This is a genomic window from Pseudonocardia wallangbongensis (assembly GCF_054486945.1).
This window is the reverse complement of sequence record NZ_JBRERS010000003.1, coordinates 305,492-322,396: the sequence shown is the minus strand read 5'-3', so window position 1 is coordinate 322,396 and position 16,905 is coordinate 305,492. Positions and strand designations below refer to the sequence as shown.

Below are 16,905 nucleotides of genomic sequence, written 5' to 3'. Positions count from 1 at the left end.
AGCACCCTCAGCGCTCGTCGGCGGACCGGCGCGAGACCGCGACCAGCACCGCGCTCTCCCCGCCCTCGTTGTGCACGGCACGCACCCCCATGCCGGTGAGCCAGAGGACGTCGCCCGTGCCGAAGGCCCTGCGCCCGCCGGCGTGGCATTCCACGACGACCGCCCCGAGCTCGACGACGACCAGGGCGTCCCGCCACTCGTCCTCCACGTAGGGCCGGGTGGCGCCGGGGCGGATCGTCACGGTGCGGGCCCGGAACGACGGCCCCAGCGGGCGGCCGAGGAACGTGATCGGCTCGGCGTCCACGTCTCCTCCCGCTACCGGGTGGCCGGGAGGTCGAGCAGGTCGAAAACGGGGAACGTCGCCGTGTGCTCGAACGACATGACGTCGGTGATCACCCCGTCCTCGACGCGCAGCACGTCCACCGCCAGTGCGCGGAACGTCGGGTCGCCGGGCCGGCGCACGTAGTTCGCCGCGGCGGGCTGGCGGTTGAGCCAGACCGGCACCAGGAGGAGCGTCCCGAGCTCGGACACTCCGGCGAGTGCGGGGGCCCAGAGCTCGAGGACCTCATCCCGGCCGCGCGTCACCTCGGGCTGCGGCGGCATCGAGAAGACCGCGTCCTCGCGAAGCAGGGAGGCGAGCGCGGGCATGTCGGCGCGCTCGCACGCGTCCATGAACCGCTGCAGGACCGAGCGTTCCTCGTCGCTGGGGTGGGAGGCCGCAGACCACTCCGACCGGCGCCGCGGCAGGTGCTCGCGCAGCGTGGCCCGCGCCCGCTGCAGCGCGCTGTTGACGGACGCGACGCTGGATCCGAGGACGGCGGCGCTCTCCGCGGCCGACCAGCCGAGCACGTCCCGCAGCATCAGCACCGCCCGCTGCCGCGGCGGCAGGTGCTGCACCGCGACGAGGAACGCCAGCTCGATCGTCTCCCGCGCCACGACCGCGACGTCCGGCTCGGCGTCCGGCGCCGCCTGCTCGAGCAGCCGGTCCGGGAACGGTTGCAGCCACGTCACCTCGCCGGCGGCAGCGGGGCGGCGCGGGTGGCGTTCCAGGTGGTCGAGGCAGGCGTTGGTGGCGATGCGGTACAGCCATGCGCGGAACGTCGAGCGGCCGGCGTAGGTCTCGCGGCGGCGCCAGGCCCGCAGCAGCGCCTCCTGCACCATGTCCTCGGCGTCGGTGAACGAGCCCAGCATCCGGTAGCAGTGGACGTGGAGCTCCTGCCGGTGCGGCTCGGCGAGCGCCGCGAACGCCGCTTGGTCGCCTGCCTGGGCCGCTGCCACCGCGCCGGAGATGTGGCCATCAGTCGCTGCCGTCATGAGAGTGAGACCCTCGGGGGCCCCGAAACTCATCGCGCGACTCTCACCGGCGGCCGGTCTCGGTCTCGTCCAGGTGCAGCCGCAGCATCGCCGCCGACGCCCAGGCGGGTGGGCGGCCGCGCAGCGAGACCAGCACCATCGTCGCGAACGCGAGCGGCACCGACCACAGCGCGGGCTGGCCGAGGAGGATCCCGGCGAGGCCCCGCGGCACGCCCAGGAACAGGTCGATCCCGATCACGCCCGCCGACGCCAGCAGCCCCGTGACCATCCCGACGATCGCGCCGCGGGCCGTGAGCCGGGGCCACCAGATGCCGAGCACGAGCAGCGGGCAGAACGTGGACGCGGCCACCGCGAACGCCGAGGTCACCAGCACGCCGACGTCGAGGCGGGCCGCCGGGAGGGCGAGCAGGACGACCGCGAGCGCCGCGACGATGGGCGTGAACCGCAGCCTGCGCAGCGGGCTCGCCACCAGGTCGTGGGACAGGGCGCCGGAGACGGCGAGCAGCAGTCCGAGGGAGGTCGCGAGGAACGCGGCGAACGCCCCTGCGGTCAGCAGGGCGGTGAACAGCGTGCCCGCGAACCCACCGTCCACCCGGGCGGGGAGGGCGACGACCACCGTGTCGGTGCCGCCGGAGAGGTACAGCTCGGGCAGGAGCGCCGCACCGAGCAGCCCGTACACCGCCGGGAACAGGTAGAAGACGCCCAGCAGCCCCACGGTGATCGCGGCCGTGCGGCGGGCGCCCCGCCCGTTCGGGCTGGTGTGGAAGCGGATCAGGATGTGCGGCAGGCCCATCGTGCCGAGCACCGTGGCCACCAGCACCGACCAGGTGGCGAGCAGCGGGTGGCCGCCGGGGTCGAGCAGTGGCCGCGCCCAGGTGGCGCCGCCCGGTGGCCCGGTGCCGACGTGCGGCACCGCGGCCCCGGCGGCGAACTCCCAGGTCTGCCCGGCCTTGACGGCGTACTCACCCGGGGCGAGCACCTCGTCGGTGCCGCCGGCCACCCGCACGTCGGTCGGCTCGGTGAGCGTGAGGGTGGTGTCGAGCCGGAACTGCACGGGGGTGGCCGTCTCGAACCGGGTGAACTCGACCGGGGTCAGCGCGTCGCGCCGGGTGTCCGGGCCGACGTGCAGAACCAGCCAGATCGCCGGCACGATGAACAGCGCGAGCTTCAGCACGAACTGGAACGCCTGCACGTACGTGGCCGCGCGCATCCCGCCGAGCGCCAGCGTGACGCTGACAGCGGCGCCGGCGATCACCACGCCCACCCAGTACGGGCTGCCGCTCACCACGCCCAGCACCTGGCCGGCCGCGGTGAACTGCGGCACCAGGTAGAGGCAGCCGATCACCAGCACGACCACCGCCGACAGCTTGCGCAGGGCGGGCGACCCGAGCCGGGCCTCGGCGAAGTCGGGCACGGTGAGCGCGCCGGTGCGGCGCATCGGGGCGGCCACGAGCGCGAGCATCGCGACGTAGCCCGCGGCGAAGCCGACGGCGTACCAGAGCGAGCCGACGCCGTCCTTGACGACGAGACCGGCGATCCCGAGGAACGACGCCGCGGACAGGTACTCGCCCGACACGGCGGCCGCGTTGACCGTCGGGGAGATCCGGCGCGACGCCACCAGGAAGTCCGATGTCGTGCGCATGGCCGCGACCCCGCGTGCGCCGATCAGCAGTGTGAGCAGCAGGACCGGGACGATCGCGAGGATCACCGGGCCACCCGGCGCCCGGCCGGCGCCGCCAGCGTCGTCGACCGTTCCGCCCGCTCGGCCTTGCGCAGCTGCCACCCGGCGAGCAGCGCCATCAGCGGGAACGGCAGCACGGCGACGGCGAGCCAGGAGACGGGGATCCCGGCCAGCCGCACGGTGTCGAGGGCGGGGGCACCGGCGAGCACGACCGGCAGCCCCAGCAGCAGCGCCCACAGCAGGCCCAGCACCGTGAGGGCGTAGCGCAGCTGCCGGTGGTGGATGCGGCGGGCCCGCTCGGCATCGGCCGGGGCGAGGTGCGGTGGTGCGGCGGGGGTACCGCTGCGCCTGCCGGCGAGCGCCACGCGGGTCTGCGGGCTCGTCACCGCGACGCGACGCCGCTGCTTCATCGCCGCCGCCTCATCGGCACAGCCCTCGTCGGCACAGCCCTCATCGGGCCCGCTGGTCGGGGGACTCGAACGCGCCCCGCGTGGCGGCCTCGAGGAGGTGCTCGCGCAGCTCGCGGGCGTGCCGGCGGCTCACCGGCACGTCGCCGACGTCGGTGTGGGCGAGCAGCCCGCCGGACAGGTCGCTGCGCAGCTCGCGGACGGCCGGCACGGCGAGCAGGTAGCTGCGGTGCACGCGGCTGAAGCCGGCGTGCTCCCAGTGCTCCTCGAGCCGCGAGATGGGGATCCGCACGAGGTGCGCGCCGGAGGGGGTGTGCAGGCGCACGTAGTCGCCGTGGGCCTCGACGAAGCGCACGTCGTCGCGGCGCACGAAGCGGGTGCGCCCGGCGAGCTCGACCGGCACCGCGGCGAGCGCGTCGACGGGAGCCGGCGCGGGCGTGCTCTCCGGTGCGCCGAAGCGCCGCACCCGGGCGAGCGCCGCGGCGAGGCGCTCCGCGCTCACCGGCTTGAGCAGGTAGTCCACGGCGCCGATCCCGTACGCCGACGCGGCGTGCTCCTCGTACGCGGTGACGAAGACGACCACCGGGGGATCGGTCATCCGGGCGAGCAGCGACCCGAGCTCGAGCCCGTTCATGCCGGGCATCGAGATGTCCAGGAACACGGCGTCGAGCGGGCCGGCCTGGATCAGGCGCAGCGCCGTGATCGGGTCGCCGGCCTCGGCCACCTCCCCGACGTCCGGGGACTCCCTCAGCATCCGGGACAGCTCCGCCAGCGCCGGTGCGACGTCGTCGACGGCGAGCACCCGCATGCGGCGGGTCATCACACCACCACCCCCGGTTGGAAGCGCGGCAGCCGCAGCAGCACCCGGGTGCCCGCGCCGTCCCCCGTCTCGATCACCAGACCGTAGCCCGGTCCGAACACCGTCCGTAGCCTCCTGTCGACGTTCACCAGGCCCATGCTTCCCGGCGAGCCCTCACCGGCCAGGACCGCGGCCGCGTACTCCGGGTCCATGCCGGGCCCGTCGTCCTCGACCGCGATCACGCACTCGGTGCCGTCGGCCTCGCCACTGACCTGCACCAGACCGCTGCCGCCCGGCAGCTCGACGCCGTGGCGGACGGCGTTCTCCACGAGCGGCTGGAGCGCCAGGTACGGCAGCGCGACGGGCAGGATCTCCGGGGCGATGCGCACCTGCACCTTCAGCCGCTCCCCGAGCACCGCCCTGGCCAGCGCCAGGTACGCCTCGATGGCCCGGAACTCGCCCGCCACGGTGGTGTAGTCGCCGTGGCGGGCCAGGCTGTGGCGGGTGTACTCGGCGAAGTCGAGCATGAGATCGCGGGCCCGCTCCGGGTCGGACTTCACGAAGGACGCGATCGCGGTGAGGCTGTTGTAGACGAAGTGCGGTGAGATCTCCGCGCGCAGCGCCCGCAGCTCGGCCTGCTCGGCGACGGCCGCGGACTCCTCCAGGCGGGCCCGCTCGAGCGACTCCCCCACCCAGAGCGCCGCCTCGCGCACGGCCGTGGGCGCCACGGCCCCCGCCACCACGATCACCCCGGCGAACTCGTCCCGCGCGTGCACCGGGAGCGCGACGATCCCGCGGGAGGCCGCGCGGGCGTCGTCGCGCAGTACCGAGTCGGCGAGGGCAGCGGCGTCCTCGGGCGGGCGGCCCGCCCATACGAGCACACCGTTCAGGCCACCGAGCCCGACCGCGTCCGCCTCGAGCAGCCGCCGCAGCCCGCGCGCCGCCGCGACCGCTTCGGGGCCGCCGAGCCCGCCCCGGACGGCGGACGCGATCCGGCGCGCCTCTGCGAGGGTGACCATCGACTCCGCACCGCCCCGGCCCCGGCGCCACCGGCGGCGGGGCTCCTCTGGCGGGGCGTCCGCGTCCGCTGAATCCATCGCCGAAACCATCGCCGCCTCCGTCGAACAGGATGACGTTAGGTCACCCCGGCCACCGGGACCAGCCGGCAGCGAGGACGGGACGGAATCGATATGGGAGATCGGGAAGCACCTATCCGAGCAGCCGGTTGAGCGCGGGTGCGACGTCGCGGTGGGTCGCCACCGGCGCGAGGCGGCCGCGGCCGAGCCGGGCGAGGTCCGCGGCGAGCGGGGCGTCGTGCTCACCGTCGGTCTCGAGCAGGACGTGCAGCCGGGGGAACCGGCGGGCGACGGCCCTCGGGTCGGGTCCGGCGTTGTGCACGGCGTCGGACAACAGCACGGCGGCGCGGTGCCGGGCGGGCGAGCGGCCGAGCTCCGCGTGGGCCACCGCGAGCGCGAAACCGACGTTCGTCAGCCCGCGCGCGGGGATCCGCAAGAGCCGGTCGAGCAGCCGCCCGGCCGGGACGTCCGCGTCGAACGGCTTGAGCAGCGCCGCGTCGGACCAGAACGCCACCAGGGCGAGCCGGTCGCCGCGGGCGACCACCTCCTCCGACAGGGCCGCCACCGTGGCCGCCGCCACCCGCACCTTCTCGCCCTTCATCGAGCCGGACACGTCCACGACGAGCACGACGTCGCGGCGGGCGTGCATGCGCTCCCGCACCACGATGTCCGTGTCCTCCGGCACGGGGCGTTCGGTGAGCACCTCGATGGTGCGGTCGAGGTCGATGTCGTCGCTGCGGTACCGGTACGGCACGGACGCCAGCCGGCCCGCACCGCGCTCGCCGCGGCGTTCGCGGGGGCGGCGGCGCAGGGCGAGCCGCCGTGCGATCCGCTGGGCCATCGCCGCGGCCTCCCGGTCCGGGGCGCTGTTCTCGAACAGCTCCCCGATGTCGCGCAGCGCCGCGGGTTGGCCGGTGACGAGAACGCCCTGGCCACCGGCCGGCCCGGTGGCCTCCCCGGCGCCCCGCTCGGCGGCCGCGTGCCGCACCAGGGGCGTACCCGCGCCGGAGTGGAACAGCGCGGGCGCCGCCGTGAGCTCCTTGGGTCGGCGCCGCAGCGGAGCGAGGCCCCGCGCCGGCGACCCGGCTCCCGGCAGCCGGACCGCGTTCTCGACCTCTACCCGGTGGACACCCGGCGCCGCACGCCGGGGCGCGAGAAAAAATGGTCCTCCCAGATCCGGGTGATCACCTCCTCCGGCGTGGCGTCACCGGTCTCGTCCACGGCGATGCGGGCGGAGAGCGCGAGCAGCGCGGCGTCGAGCACCAGGCGCGGCCGGTCGCCCCCGTAGCTGCCCAGCGCGGCGAGCTCGGTCGCGACCGCGACGAGGTCGATCGCCCCGCGCACGCTGGACCCGCGCCGCAGCTCCGGGTGGCCGCGGGTCGCCCGGGTGATCGCCACGGCGTCGGCGACGAGCGTGTCGTCGGCGCTGCCGGTGCGGGCCACGACGATGGCCCGCTCGTCGGGCTCGTCCTGGTAGCCGACGGCGAGCCGGCACCACCGGTCGTACACGGAGTCGGAGATCCGCGCGGTGCCGACGTCGTCGAACGGGTTCATCGACCCCAGCACCCGGAACGTGGGCAGCGCCGCGATCGTGCCGACCCGCGGCACCGCCACCTCCCGCTCGGCCATCGCGGCGAGCAGCACGTTGAGGGTGTCCTCCGGCGCCCGGTTGAGCTCCTCGATGTAGAGGAACCCACCCGCCTGCATCGCCGAGACCAGCGGCCCGGGCACGAAGTTGTCCTCCGAGTAGTCCTCCCGCAGCACCCGGGCCGGGTTGTGGTGGCCCACCAGCCGGGCCGGCGTCAGCTCGGCGTTGCCCTCGACGAGGACGAACGGCACGCCCCAGCTCGCCGTGATCGCCCGCAGGATCGTCGACTTCGACGTGCCGGGCGGGCCTTCGAGGAGGATGTCCCGGCCCGCCGACACGGCGGCCAGCACGAGGTCGAGCTCGCGGCGCCGGCCGACGACCCCTGCGGCGATCTCGTCGCGGCGGGCGGCAGCAGTCACTTCTGCAGCATCCCGGCGTCCACCGGCAACGACACCCCCGTGACGTAGCGGGCCTCGTCGGAGGCGAGCCACACGATGGCGTTCGAGATGTCCACGGGCTCGACCATCTCCACCGGCAGCAGGTTCTGCATGTTGCTCTGGCCGCTGTCGCTCGCCGTGAACTCCGCGGTGAAGTCGTTGACCACCATCGGCGTGTTGACGCCCGTCGGGTGCACGGTGTTGACGCGGATCGAGTGCTCGGCGAGCTCCACGGCGAGCGTGCGCATCAAGCCCACCACCCCGTGCTTCGCCGACACGTAGTGCCCGATCCCGGCCATGCCCTTCACGCCCGCGGTGGAGCTGGTGAGCACGATGCAGCCGCCGTTGCCCGCCCCGATCATCGCCGGCACCGCGGCGCGCACCGTCTTCCACACCCCGGTGAGGTTCACGGCGAGCATGTCGTCCCACTGCTCGTCGGTCAGCGACCAGACGTTGTCCGCGAACGTCACGATGCCCGCGTTGGCGGACACGACGTCGAGGCGGCCGAACTCCCGCACACCCTCGTCGACCACGGCCTGCACGGCCGCGGTGTCGCGCACGTCGGCCTCGCGGGCGACGATCCGCCGGTCCAGGTCCTCGACCAGCTTGACCGTCTCCGCGAGGTCCGCGGCCGTGGCCATCGGGTACGGCACGGTGCCGATCTGGCTGCACACGTCGAACGCGATGACGTCCGCGCCCTCCTGCGCCAGCCGCACCGCGTGGGACCGCCCCTGCCCCCGCGCGGCCCCCGAGACCAGCGCGACCTTGCCCTCCAGGCGTCCTGCCATGAACCTCTCCTCCCTAACCGGCGTTGGCGGCGTTCGACCCGGCGGCGACCGCGATGGTCTCGCCGGTGATGTAGCGGGCCTCGTCGGAGCACAGGAACGCCATCGCGTTCGAGATGTCGCTCGGCTCCACCCACGGCACGGGGATCGCGTTGAGGCCCTGGAAGGCGGGTGCGGCGTCCTCGCGCGTCGGGTTCTGCGCATCGGGCACGAACAACCGGTACGCGGCCTCGTTCTGGATCATGGTGGTGTCCACGCCGGTGGGGCAGACGGCGTTGACCGTGACCCCGTTCCCGGCGACCTCCTTCGCCACCGACTTGACCAGCCCGATCACGCCCCACTTCGCGGCGCAGTAGTGCGCGATGTTGGCGGAACCCGTCTTCCCCGCCATCGACGAGGTGGCAACGATCCGGCCGTACCCCTGCGCGATCATCGCGGGAAGGACGGCCCGCATGGCGTTGAAGACCCCCGTCAGGTTGGTGTCGATCATCTGCTGCCAGGTGCGGTCGTCCATCTCCGCCACGGTGGAGAAGGTGAAGATCCCGGCGTTGGCGAGCAGGAAGTCGATGCGTCCGAGCTCGGTGCGCGCCTGCTCGGCGAACGCGTCGACCTGCCCGCGGTCGCGCACGTCGGCCCGCGCGGCGACGCAGCGCCGGTCGAGGTCCTCGACGAGGCGCACGGTCTCCGCCAGGTCGTCCGGCGTCGACATCGGGTAGGGCACCGTGTCGAGCTGCGAGGCGATGTCGCAGAACGCCACGTCCGCGCCCTCCTGGGCGAACCGCACCGCGTGCGAGCGGCCCTGCCCGCGCGCACCGCCGGTGACCAGCACGACCTTGCCGTCGAACCTACTCACCGCACGGCCTCGCTGACGCTCGGCCGGCGCTTCGCGCAGACGCTGTTACATGATTCGTTCGCAAGCTCACTCATCGCTCCTCCTCGAGCATCTGCTAGCGGGCCAGTGCGCCTCCGTCGACCGCGAGGCAGTGACCGGTGACGTGCCTCGCCGAGTCGCTGAGCAGCCACAGCAGCGCCCCGGTGATCTCCTCGGGGGTGATCACCTCCACCAGTAGCTGGTCGTGCAGCCAGCGCTTGTGCACGTCTTCGGGGGTGAGCCCGAGCTCGTCGGCGAGCCCGGCGAGCATGGGCGAGTCGACGGCGCCGGGCAGGATCGCGTTGACCGTGACGAACGCGTCGGCCAGCTCGATCGCCATCGCCCTGGTGAGCCCGACGACGCCGTGCTTGGCCGCCACGTAGTGCGCGAACTCCGGCACGGCCCGCACGCCGCCGGTGGAGGCGATGTTCACGACCCGGCCGCGCGGCGAGTGGCGCAGCAACCCCGCCGCCGCGGTGGTGGTGCGCCAGACCCCGGACAGGTTGGTGTCCACCACGGCCGACCACTGCTCCTCGGACAGCTCCCAGAACGGCGCGCTCGTCACCACCGCGGCGTTGTTGACGAGCACGTCCAGCCGGCCGAAGGCCTCCTCGACCGCCGCGACGGACGCCCGCACGGCGGCGGCGTCCCGCACGTCCGCCACGAGCGGCAGCGCCCTGCGGTCCATGCCCTCGACCGCGGCCACCACCTCGTCGAGCTCGGCCCGGGTGGCGAGCGGGTAGGCGGGGACGTCGAGGTCGGCGCACACGTCGAGGGCGGCGATGTCGGCCCCGCACTCGGCCAGTGCCAGGCAGTGGGAGCGGCCCTGGCCCCGGCCGGCGCCGGTGACCAGGGCGACCTGCCCGGTGAGGTCGGGGAGGGCCGCGCCACGCGGATCGAGCACAGCCACCCCCGGCCGAAACCGGCGGAGCTGTCCGGAACTGTCCGGAACTACACAGATTGGAGGCGGACGCCGCCGTTGACCGCCCGCCATGTGAGGTGTACCACTCGATCGGGTGACGGCACAAATCGTCTCGGATCGACTCGGACGGATCGGAGGTGGAGTGGGGATCGAACGGCGACTGAGCGTGAGCGAGGCGAGCCGGGTGCTCGGGCTCTCCCGCACCACGTTGCTGGCCGCCGAGGAGGCCGGCCTGCTGACCGCGCTGCGCACACCCGGCGGGCATCGCCGCTACGACCCCGCCGAGTTGCGCCGGTACGCGGAGCGGGCGGGCGGTGCCTCCGCCTGGGGCGACGCCGGAGCGCCGGTGGAACCGCCCGCGCCGGCGGACGCGGTCACGGTCGCCGCAGCCGCCCGCGCCGCCGTCCGCCCGCTGGCACAGGCGCTCGAGGCCGACAGCGCGGGGCTCTACCTCCTGCGCACCGGGGAGCCGCGGTTCGCGGCGGCGTTCGGGGTGCCGCGCTGGCTGGCCGAGCGACTCTCGGCCGCTCCCCCGCCGGCGCCGGTCGCGCGGGCCCTCGGCAACCGGCGCCCGTGCCTGTTCGACCCCGCCGAGTCCGCGTTCCCGGAGCCGCGCTCGACCGGCCACGGGGTCGCGGTCGCCGTGCACCGCGACGGCGCCGCGCTCGGCGTGCTGTTCGTCGTGAGCCGCCGGGAGCTGCTCGCCCCCGAGGTCCGCGCCGTGGAGGCCTTCGGCGACGTCCTCGCCATGCTGGTGGCCGACGAGCGCCGGATCGTCGAGCTGGAGCGGCGCCTGGATGCGATCGCGACCCTCAGCCGCCCGCAGTAGCCCTACGCCCGGGTCGCCCCGGCCGCCGGGTGCTCACACACCAACTGTGGTGCCCGCACAGTGACTGCAGTTCGTGTGTGAGCGCGGATGTTGGTGTGTGAGCCTCGGGCCTGCCCGGCGATCACCTGGCCGCAACGCCCTCATGATCGGCGCTTCGACGCGTTCTCGTGTCGATTTCGCCCGCCTTCGCACCGAAGCAACGATCATGCCCGCGGAGACCGGCCTCCGGTGGCGCCGAACGCGCCGCTACGAGCCGCTGCTGAACGCCGCGTCGAAGGCCGCCGCCGGCGCGTCGAACACGGTGCGCTTCACGAACTCCAGGGCGTCGGGGGCACCGACCAGGCGGTCCATGCCGGCGTCCTCCCATTCGACCGAGATGGGGCCGTCGTAGCCGATGGTGTTCAGCATCCGGAAGCAGGCCTCCCACGGCACGTCGCCGTGGCCGGTGGAGACGAAGTCCCAGCCGCGCCGCGGGTCGGCCCACGGGAGGTGGCTGCCCATGCGGCCGTTGCGGCCGTTGCCGACCTGGCGCTTCGCGTCCTTGCAGTCGACGTGGTAGATCCGGTCCTTGAAGTCCCACAGGAACCCGACGGGGTCGAGGTCCTGCCACACGAAGTGGCTCGGGTCCCAGTTGAGGCCGAACGCCTCCCGGTGCCCGATCGCCTCCAGTGCGGCGACCGTCGTCCAGTAGTCGTATGCGATCTCCGACGGGTGGACCTCGTGGGCGAAGCGGACGCCGACCTCGTCGAACACGTCGAGGATCGGGTTCCAGCGGGCGGCGAAGTCGGCGTAGCCGTCCTCGACCATCGACTCGGGCACCGGCGGGAACATCGCGACGGTCTTCCAGATCTTCGACCCGGTGAACCCGACGACGGTGTTCACGCCGAGCTTCGCGGCGGCGCGTGCCGTGTACTCCATCTCCTCGGCGGCCCGCTGCCGCACGCCCTCGGGGTCGCCGTCGCCCCAGACGCGCGGGTGCACGATGCCGCGGTGCCGCTCGTCGATGGGGTCGTCGCAGACCGCCTGGCCGTTCAGGTGGTTGGAGATCGCGAAGACCTCCAGGCCGTGCTTCTCCAGGATCTCCCGGCGCCCCCGGATGTAGGAGTCGTCCTCGACGGCGGCCCGGACGTCGAAGTGGTCGCCCCAGCAGGCGATCTCCAGGCCGTCGTAGCCCCACTCACCGGCGAGCCGGGCGACCTCCTCGAAGGGCAGGTCGGCCCACTGGCCGGTGAACAGCGTGATCGGTCGTGCCATCAGGCCTCTCCTGCGATCGGGACCCAGCCGCTGCCGGACTCGGCCGAGCGGACCACGGCGTCCAGCACCTGCTGGACCTGCAGGCCGTCGGCGAACGACGGGGTGGGGTCGGTGCCCGCGGCGAGGTCGCGGACCAGGTCCACGACCTCGTGGGTGAACGAGTGCTCGTAGCCGAGCCCGTGGCCGGGCGGCCACCACGCGCCGACGTAGGGGTGGGTCGGTTCGGTGACGTAGATCCGGCGGAAGCCGGCGGTCTCGGCGTCCTCCTCCGCGTCGTAGAACGACAGCTCGTTCATCGACTCGAAGTCGAACGCCAGCGATCCCCCGCTGCCGTTGATCTCCAGGCGCAGCGCGTTCTTGCGGCCGGTGGCGAACCGGGTGGCCTCGAACGTTGCGACCGCGCCACCGCCGAACCGGCCGAGGAAGAGCGCCGTGTCGTCGACGGTCACCTCGCCGCGCTCCGTCGAACCGGACGCCGACAGCCCGCTGGACGCCTCCGGGAGCGGCCGTTCCTTGATGAACGTCTCGGTGAGCGCGGAGACGCCGCTCAGGCGGTCGCCGGTGACGAACTGCGCCATGTCGACGATGTGCGCCCCGATGTCACCGAGCGCGCCGGAGCCGGCCTTGTCCTTCTGCAGCCGCCAGACCAGCGGGAACTCCGGGTCGGTGATCCAGTCCTGCAGGTAGACGGCGCGGACGTGGCGGATCTGGCCGATCCGGCCCTGCTCCACGAGGCGACGGGCGAGCGCCACCGCGGGCACCCGCCGGTAGTTGAACGCCACCATGCTGCGCACGCCCTGCGCGCGCGCCTTCTCCGCCGCGGTGACCATCGCCTTCGCCTCGTCGACGGTGTTGGCGAGCGGCTTCTCGCACAGCACGTGCTTGCCGGCTTCGAGGGCCGCGATCGCGATCTCGGCGTGCGTGTCGCCCGGTGTGCAGACGTCGATCAGCTGCACGTCGTCGCGGCCGAGCAGCGCCTTCCAGTCGGTCTCGGTGTGCCGCCACCCCATCCGCTGCGCGGCGGCCGTGGTGGCCTCGGGGTTGCGGCCGCTGAGCACCGCCATGTCCGGCTGCAACGGGAGGTCGAAGAACCGCCCCGCGGTGCGCCAGGCCTGGGAGTGGGCCGCGCCCATGAAGGCGTAGCCCACCATCCCGACCCCGAGCGTCTTGCTTTCGGTCATGACTCGAAACCGAGTGGCAGGTAGGTGGCCACGTTCTCCTTGGTGATGATCACCGACGCCAGCGTGATCGACGCCGGCACCTCCTGTTCGGCAAGATCGCTCATGCCCCGACCCTGCGCCACGAGCCGCGCCAGCGCAACGGCCGACGACGCCATCGACGGGCTGTAGGTCACGGTCGCCTCGAGCACGCTGGTGTCGGCCTGGATCTCGCGCATCGCGTTGGCCGACCCGGCCCCGCCGACCATGAAGAACTCGTTGCGGCCGGCCTGGTTGATCGCGGCGAGCACGCCGATGCCCTGGTCGTCGTCCTGGTTCCACATGGCGTCCAGCCGGGGTGCCGCCTGCAGCAGGTTGGCGGTGACCTCCTGCCCGCCCTGCGCCGTGAAGTCCGCCGCCTGGCGTGGGCCCACGGCGAAGCCGTAGGTGGCCAGCGCGTCGTTGAAGCCGCGGGTGCGCTCCTGGGTGAGCGGCAGGCTGTCGATGCCGGCGATCTCGGCGATGATCGGGTTCGCGACGCCCGCGTCGCGCAGCCGCCCGCCGATGTAGTGGCCCGCGCTCACGCCCATGCCGTAGTTGTCGCCCCCGACCCACGTCCGGTACGCGAGCGGCGAGTCGAAGATCCGGTCCAGGTTGACCACCGGGATGCCGGCGTCCATCGCCTGCTGCCCCACCCGGGTGAGCTGGCTGCCGTCGTTGGGCAGGATCACCAGCACGTCCACGCCGCGGTTGATCAGCGTCTCCACCGCCGCGATCTGCTGGGCGATGTCGTTGGTGGGGTTCACCGGCTCGAACGTGACGTCGGTGAACTGCTCCGCCTGCGCCTGCGCGTTGTTCGCGATGGCGGCGATCCAGCCGTGGTCGGCCGCCGGGGCGGAGAAGCCGATGGTGACGGGGGTGCCGGGCGCCGCGGCCTCGCCCCCGGCGGGCGCCGGGGCCACCGGGGCGCCACCTGCCGGGGCCGCGGCCTCGTTGCTCGTGCACGCCGTGAGGGCCGCGCCGGCTCCGACGCCGAGCGCGCCGGTGAGGAACCTGCGACGGTGCAGGCCCCGGGTGGGATCGGACATCTTCATCTCCTCAGGTGGAAGAAACCGACGAGCGCTGGGCTCGGGCCTGGATCAGCACGGCGACGACGATGATCGCGCCCTTCGCGATGTTCTGGACGTCGGTCTCGAGGTTGTTGAGCACGAACAGGTTGGTGATCGTCGTGAACACGAGCACGCCGAGGATCGAGCCGATCAGCGTGCCGCGGCCGCCGGAGAGCAGGGTGCCGCCGATGATCACCGCGGCGATCGCGTCGAGCTCGTAGAGCGTGCCGTGCGTGCTGGACCCGGTCGTGGTCAGCGAGGCGATCATGATCGCGGCGATGCCGCAGCACAGCCCGGAGACCACGTAGAGCAGCACCGTGTGCCGCTTGACGTCCAGACCGGCCAGGCGTGCGGCCTCCGAGTTGCCGCCGATGGCGAACGTGCGCCGGCCGAACGTCGTGCGGTTGAGCACGACCCAGCCGACGGCCACCACGGCCGCGAAGATGTAGACCAGCAGCGGGATGCCGAGCAGCCGCGTGCTCGCGATGCCGGCGATCACCGGGTCGGTGACGATCTGGCTGCGCCGGCCGGAGATCTGCTCCGCGAGACCCTGGGCCGAGATCAGCATCGCGAGGGTGACGATGAACGGCACGATCCGGCCGTAGGCGATCAGCAGGCCGTTGACCAGGCCGGCGCCCACCCCGACGGCGACCGCGCAGAACACCATCACCGCCGGCCCGTAGGACTGGGTCGCGACCGTGGTGGCCCAGACCGACGACAGCGCCATCACCTTGCCGACCGACAGGTCGATGCCGCCGCCGATGATCACGAACGTGGCGCCCACGGTGATCACGCCGATGATCGACGCCTGGGTCAGGACGATCAGCAGGTTCGGCACCGTGAGGAACGTGTCGGCGGTGGCGACGCCGACGATCCCCAGCAGCACGAGCACGGCGACGAGCCCGAGGTTGCGCCCGACGCCGGTGTCGAGCACCCCCCTCCACGACGAGCGGGCCGGCTCCGCATCCCGGGCGGCCCGTTCCACGCGCGCGTGCTCGTCGGCCGCGGGAACCGTGGCCTGTCCCGTCGTCCGCTCGGTCACGACGCCTCCTCGCTGACGCTCGTCAGCGCCGTGCCCGTGTCCGACGGTGATCTCGCAAGCTCGATCACGCCCTGCTCCCTTCCATCACCAGGTCGAGCACGCGGCCCTCGTCCAGCTCGTCCGCGGGCGCCTCGTGCACGACCCGGCCCTCCCCGACGACCAGCACGCGGTCGGCGAGCCCGAGCACCTCGGGCACCTCGCTGGACACCAGCAGGATCGCCGCCCCCTCCGCGGCGAGCCTGCGGACCAGCGCGTAGATCTCGCTGCGCGCACCCACGTCCACGCCGCGGGTGGGCTCGTCCAGCAGCAGCACCGTGCACCCCTGCAGCAGCCAGCGCGCGAGCACGACCTTCTGCTGGTTGCCGCCGGACAGCGTGCGGACCGGTCGGGTGGGGTCCGTCGGCCGGACGTCGAGCTGAGCGGTCACGCCCGCCGCGGCGTCCAGGTCGGCCTGCGGGCCGAGGAAGCCGCCGCGGGCGAACCGGCCCATCCCGGGCAGCGAGACGTTGCGGAACACCGGCTCCCCGAGCAGCAGTCCCTGGCTCTTGCGCTCCTCCGGGGCGAGCCCCATGCCCGCCCGGACGGCGGTGGGCACCGACCCCGGCCGCAGGGGCCGCCCGTGCACGCGCACGGTGCCCGCCGTGGCCTTGCGGGCCCCGTAGACGGTCTCCAGGATCTCCGAGCGACCCGATCCGACCAGCCCGGCCAGCCCGACGACCTCGCCGGATGCCACCGTGAACGAGACGTCCGCGAACTCGCCGGCGCGCGTGAGCCCCTCGACCTCCAGCACGATCTCGCCCGAGGGTGCGGCCCGCTCCGGGAAGACGTACTCGATCGTCCGCCCGGTCATCAGGCGGATGACCTCCGCGGTCGGCGTCTCACGGGCCGGGAGGTTGCGGGCGACCGTGCGGCCGTCCTTCAGCACGGTGACGCGGTCGCCGATCTCGCGGATCTCCTCGAGCCGGTGGGAGATGTAGACGACGGCGACGCCGTCGGCCGTGAGCTCGCGGATGACGCGGAACAGGTTCTGGACCTCCTCCGGGTCGAGCACCGCCGACGGCTCGTCCATCACGATCATCCGCGCGTCGCGGGCCAGCGCCCGTGCCATGCTCACGACCTGCTGCCCGGCGGCCGAGAGCCGGCCCAGCTCGCGCCGCGGCGGGATCTCGGGGTGCCCGAGCCTGCGCAGGAGCACCCGCGCGGTGTCCTCGGCGGCGCGCAGCCGGCTGAACCCCAGCCGGGACGGCTCGTGGCCGAGCACGATGTTCTCCGCGACCGACAGGCCCGGCACCAGGTCCAGCTCCTGGTAGATGGTCGCGATGCCGGCGGCGTCGGCCGCCTGGGGCGCCGCGAACGCCACCTGCCGCCCCGCCCACTCGATCTCGCCGGCGTCCGGCCGGTGGGCCCCGGCCAGCACCTTGATGAGCGTGGACTTGCCCGCGCCGTTCTGTCCCAGCAGGCAGTGCACCTCGCCCGCGGCGACGTCCAGGTCGACGCCGTCGAGGGCCCGCACGCCCGGGAACTGCTTGACGATGCCCCGCATCGCGAGCAGCGGCTCTCCAGTCATCTCCCCACCTTGGTCAAGGCCCCCAGCCGGGGAACCTAGGAGCATTGACCAGTGCCGTACAACGACG

17 protein-coding genes are annotated in these 16,905 nt (G+C 73.6%); 1 reads left to right on the top strand and 16 read right to left on the bottom strand.

Translation table 11 applies throughout. The annotated features are described in order from the left end of the window. Positions 1-7 precede the first annotated feature (7 nt). The 11 genes from ACU436_RS12915 to ACU436_RS12865 form a co-directional block, all read right to left on the bottom strand. The gene (locus ACU436_RS12915) at positions 8-304 is read right to left on the bottom strand and encodes a hypothetical protein (protein ID WP_459024865.1); all 297 of its coding nucleotides are present in this window, start codon (positions 302-304) and stop codon (positions 8-10) included. An 11-nt stretch (positions 305-315) separates the two neighbouring features. Further along, a complete protein-coding gene (locus ACU436_RS12910; RefSeq protein WP_459024864.1) occupies positions 316-1,314 on the bottom strand; it encodes an RNA polymerase subunit sigma-70 in 999 nt (332 codons plus the stop codon). Between the two features lie 43 nt (positions 1,315-1,357). Further along, positions 1,358-3,022, bottom strand: coding sequence for a sodium/solute symporter (locus ACU436_RS12905; RefSeq protein WP_459024862.1), 1,665 nt, complete (start codon positions 3,020-3,022; stop codon positions 1,358-1,360). Continuing rightward, positions 3,019-3,405 (bottom strand): hypothetical protein, encoded by a 387-nt coding sequence (locus tag ACU436_RS12900; RefSeq protein WP_459024860.1) that lies wholly within the window; start codon positions 3,403-3,405, stop codon positions 3,019-3,021. The genes ACU436_RS12905 and ACU436_RS12900 overlap by 4 nt, the downstream gene beginning before the upstream one ends. A gap of 40 nt (positions 3,406-3,445) precedes the next feature. Beyond that, positions 3,446-4,222 carry a LytR/AlgR family response regulator transcription factor gene (locus ACU436_RS12895; protein WP_459024859.1) on the bottom strand — a complete coding sequence of 259 codons (777 nt, stop codon included), beginning with the start codon at positions 4,220-4,222 and terminating at the stop codon, positions 3,446-3,448. Continuing rightward, complete coding sequence (locus ACU436_RS12890; RefSeq protein WP_459024858.1) at positions 4,222-5,298, bottom strand: sensor histidine kinase; 1,077 nt, start codon at positions 5,296-5,298, stop codon at positions 4,222-4,224. Before ACU436_RS12890 ends, ACU436_RS12895 begins: the two co-directional genes overlap by 1 nt. A gap of 112 nt (positions 5,299-5,410) precedes the next feature. Beyond that, a complete protein-coding gene (locus ACU436_RS12885; protein ID WP_459024856.1) occupies positions 5,411-6,265 on the bottom strand; it encodes a vWA domain-containing protein in 855 nt (284 codons plus the stop codon). Positions 6,266-6,393: 128 nt separating this feature from the next. Beyond that, the gene (locus tag ACU436_RS12880) at positions 6,394-7,284 is read right to left on the bottom strand and encodes an AAA family ATPase (RefSeq protein WP_459024854.1); all 891 of its coding nucleotides are present in this window, start codon (positions 7,282-7,284) and stop codon (positions 6,394-6,396) included. Continuing rightward, positions 7,281-8,090, bottom strand: a complete 810-nt coding sequence (locus ACU436_RS12875) for a mycofactocin-coupled SDR family oxidoreductase (RefSeq protein ID WP_459024851.1) — start codon at positions 8,088-8,090, stop codon at positions 7,281-7,283. Before ACU436_RS12875 ends, ACU436_RS12880 begins: the two co-directional genes overlap by 4 nt. A gap of 13 nt (positions 8,091-8,103) precedes the next feature. Next, positions 8,104-8,940, bottom strand: coding sequence for a mycofactocin-coupled SDR family oxidoreductase (locus ACU436_RS12870; RefSeq protein WP_459024849.1), 837 nt, complete (start codon positions 8,938-8,940; stop codon positions 8,104-8,106). A gap of 94 nt (positions 8,941-9,034) precedes the next feature. Further along, positions 9,035-9,862 (bottom strand): SDR family oxidoreductase, encoded by an 828-nt coding sequence (locus tag ACU436_RS12865; RefSeq protein WP_459024848.1) that lies wholly within the window; start codon positions 9,860-9,862, stop codon positions 9,035-9,037. A 184-nt stretch (positions 9,863-10,046) separates the two neighbouring features. Between ACU436_RS12865 and ACU436_RS12860 the strand changes: the two genes are divergently transcribed. After that, positions 10,047-10,709: a GAF domain-containing protein gene (locus tag ACU436_RS12860; protein WP_459024846.1), complete on the top strand. Its 663-nt coding sequence runs from the start codon at positions 10,047-10,049 to the stop codon at positions 10,707-10,709. A 246-nt stretch (positions 10,710-10,955) separates the two neighbouring features. Here the strand turns inward: ACU436_RS12860 and ACU436_RS12855 are convergent, their stop codons facing one another. From ACU436_RS12855 to ACU436_RS12835, 5 genes are all read right to left on the bottom strand, one after another. Then, positions 10,956-11,963, bottom strand: coding sequence for a sugar phosphate isomerase/epimerase family protein (locus tag ACU436_RS12855; protein WP_459024845.1), 1,008 nt, complete (start codon positions 11,961-11,963; stop codon positions 10,956-10,958). Next, on the bottom strand, positions 11,963-13,144 hold the full coding sequence (locus ACU436_RS12850; RefSeq protein WP_459024844.1) for a Gfo/Idh/MocA family protein: 1,182 nt from the start codon (positions 13,142-13,144) through the stop codon (positions 11,963-11,965). Before ACU436_RS12850 ends, ACU436_RS12855 begins: the two co-directional genes overlap by 1 nt. Then, a complete protein-coding gene (locus ACU436_RS12845; RefSeq protein WP_459024842.1) occupies positions 13,141-14,208 on the bottom strand; it encodes a substrate-binding domain-containing protein in 1,068 nt (355 codons plus the stop codon). The genes ACU436_RS12850 and ACU436_RS12845 overlap by 4 nt, the downstream gene beginning before the upstream one ends. A 10-nt stretch (positions 14,209-14,218) precedes the next feature. Next, positions 14,219-15,271, bottom strand: a complete 1,053-nt coding sequence (locus ACU436_RS12840) for an ABC transporter permease (RefSeq protein WP_459024840.1) — start codon at positions 15,269-15,271, stop codon at positions 14,219-14,221. 64 nt (positions 15,272-15,335) lie between these two features. Continuing rightward, positions 15,336-16,838 carry a sugar ABC transporter ATP-binding protein gene (locus ACU436_RS12835; protein WP_459024839.1) on the bottom strand — a complete coding sequence of 501 codons (1,503 nt, stop codon included), beginning with the start codon at positions 16,836-16,838 and terminating at the stop codon, positions 15,336-15,338. Positions 16,839-16,905 lie beyond the last annotated feature (67 nt).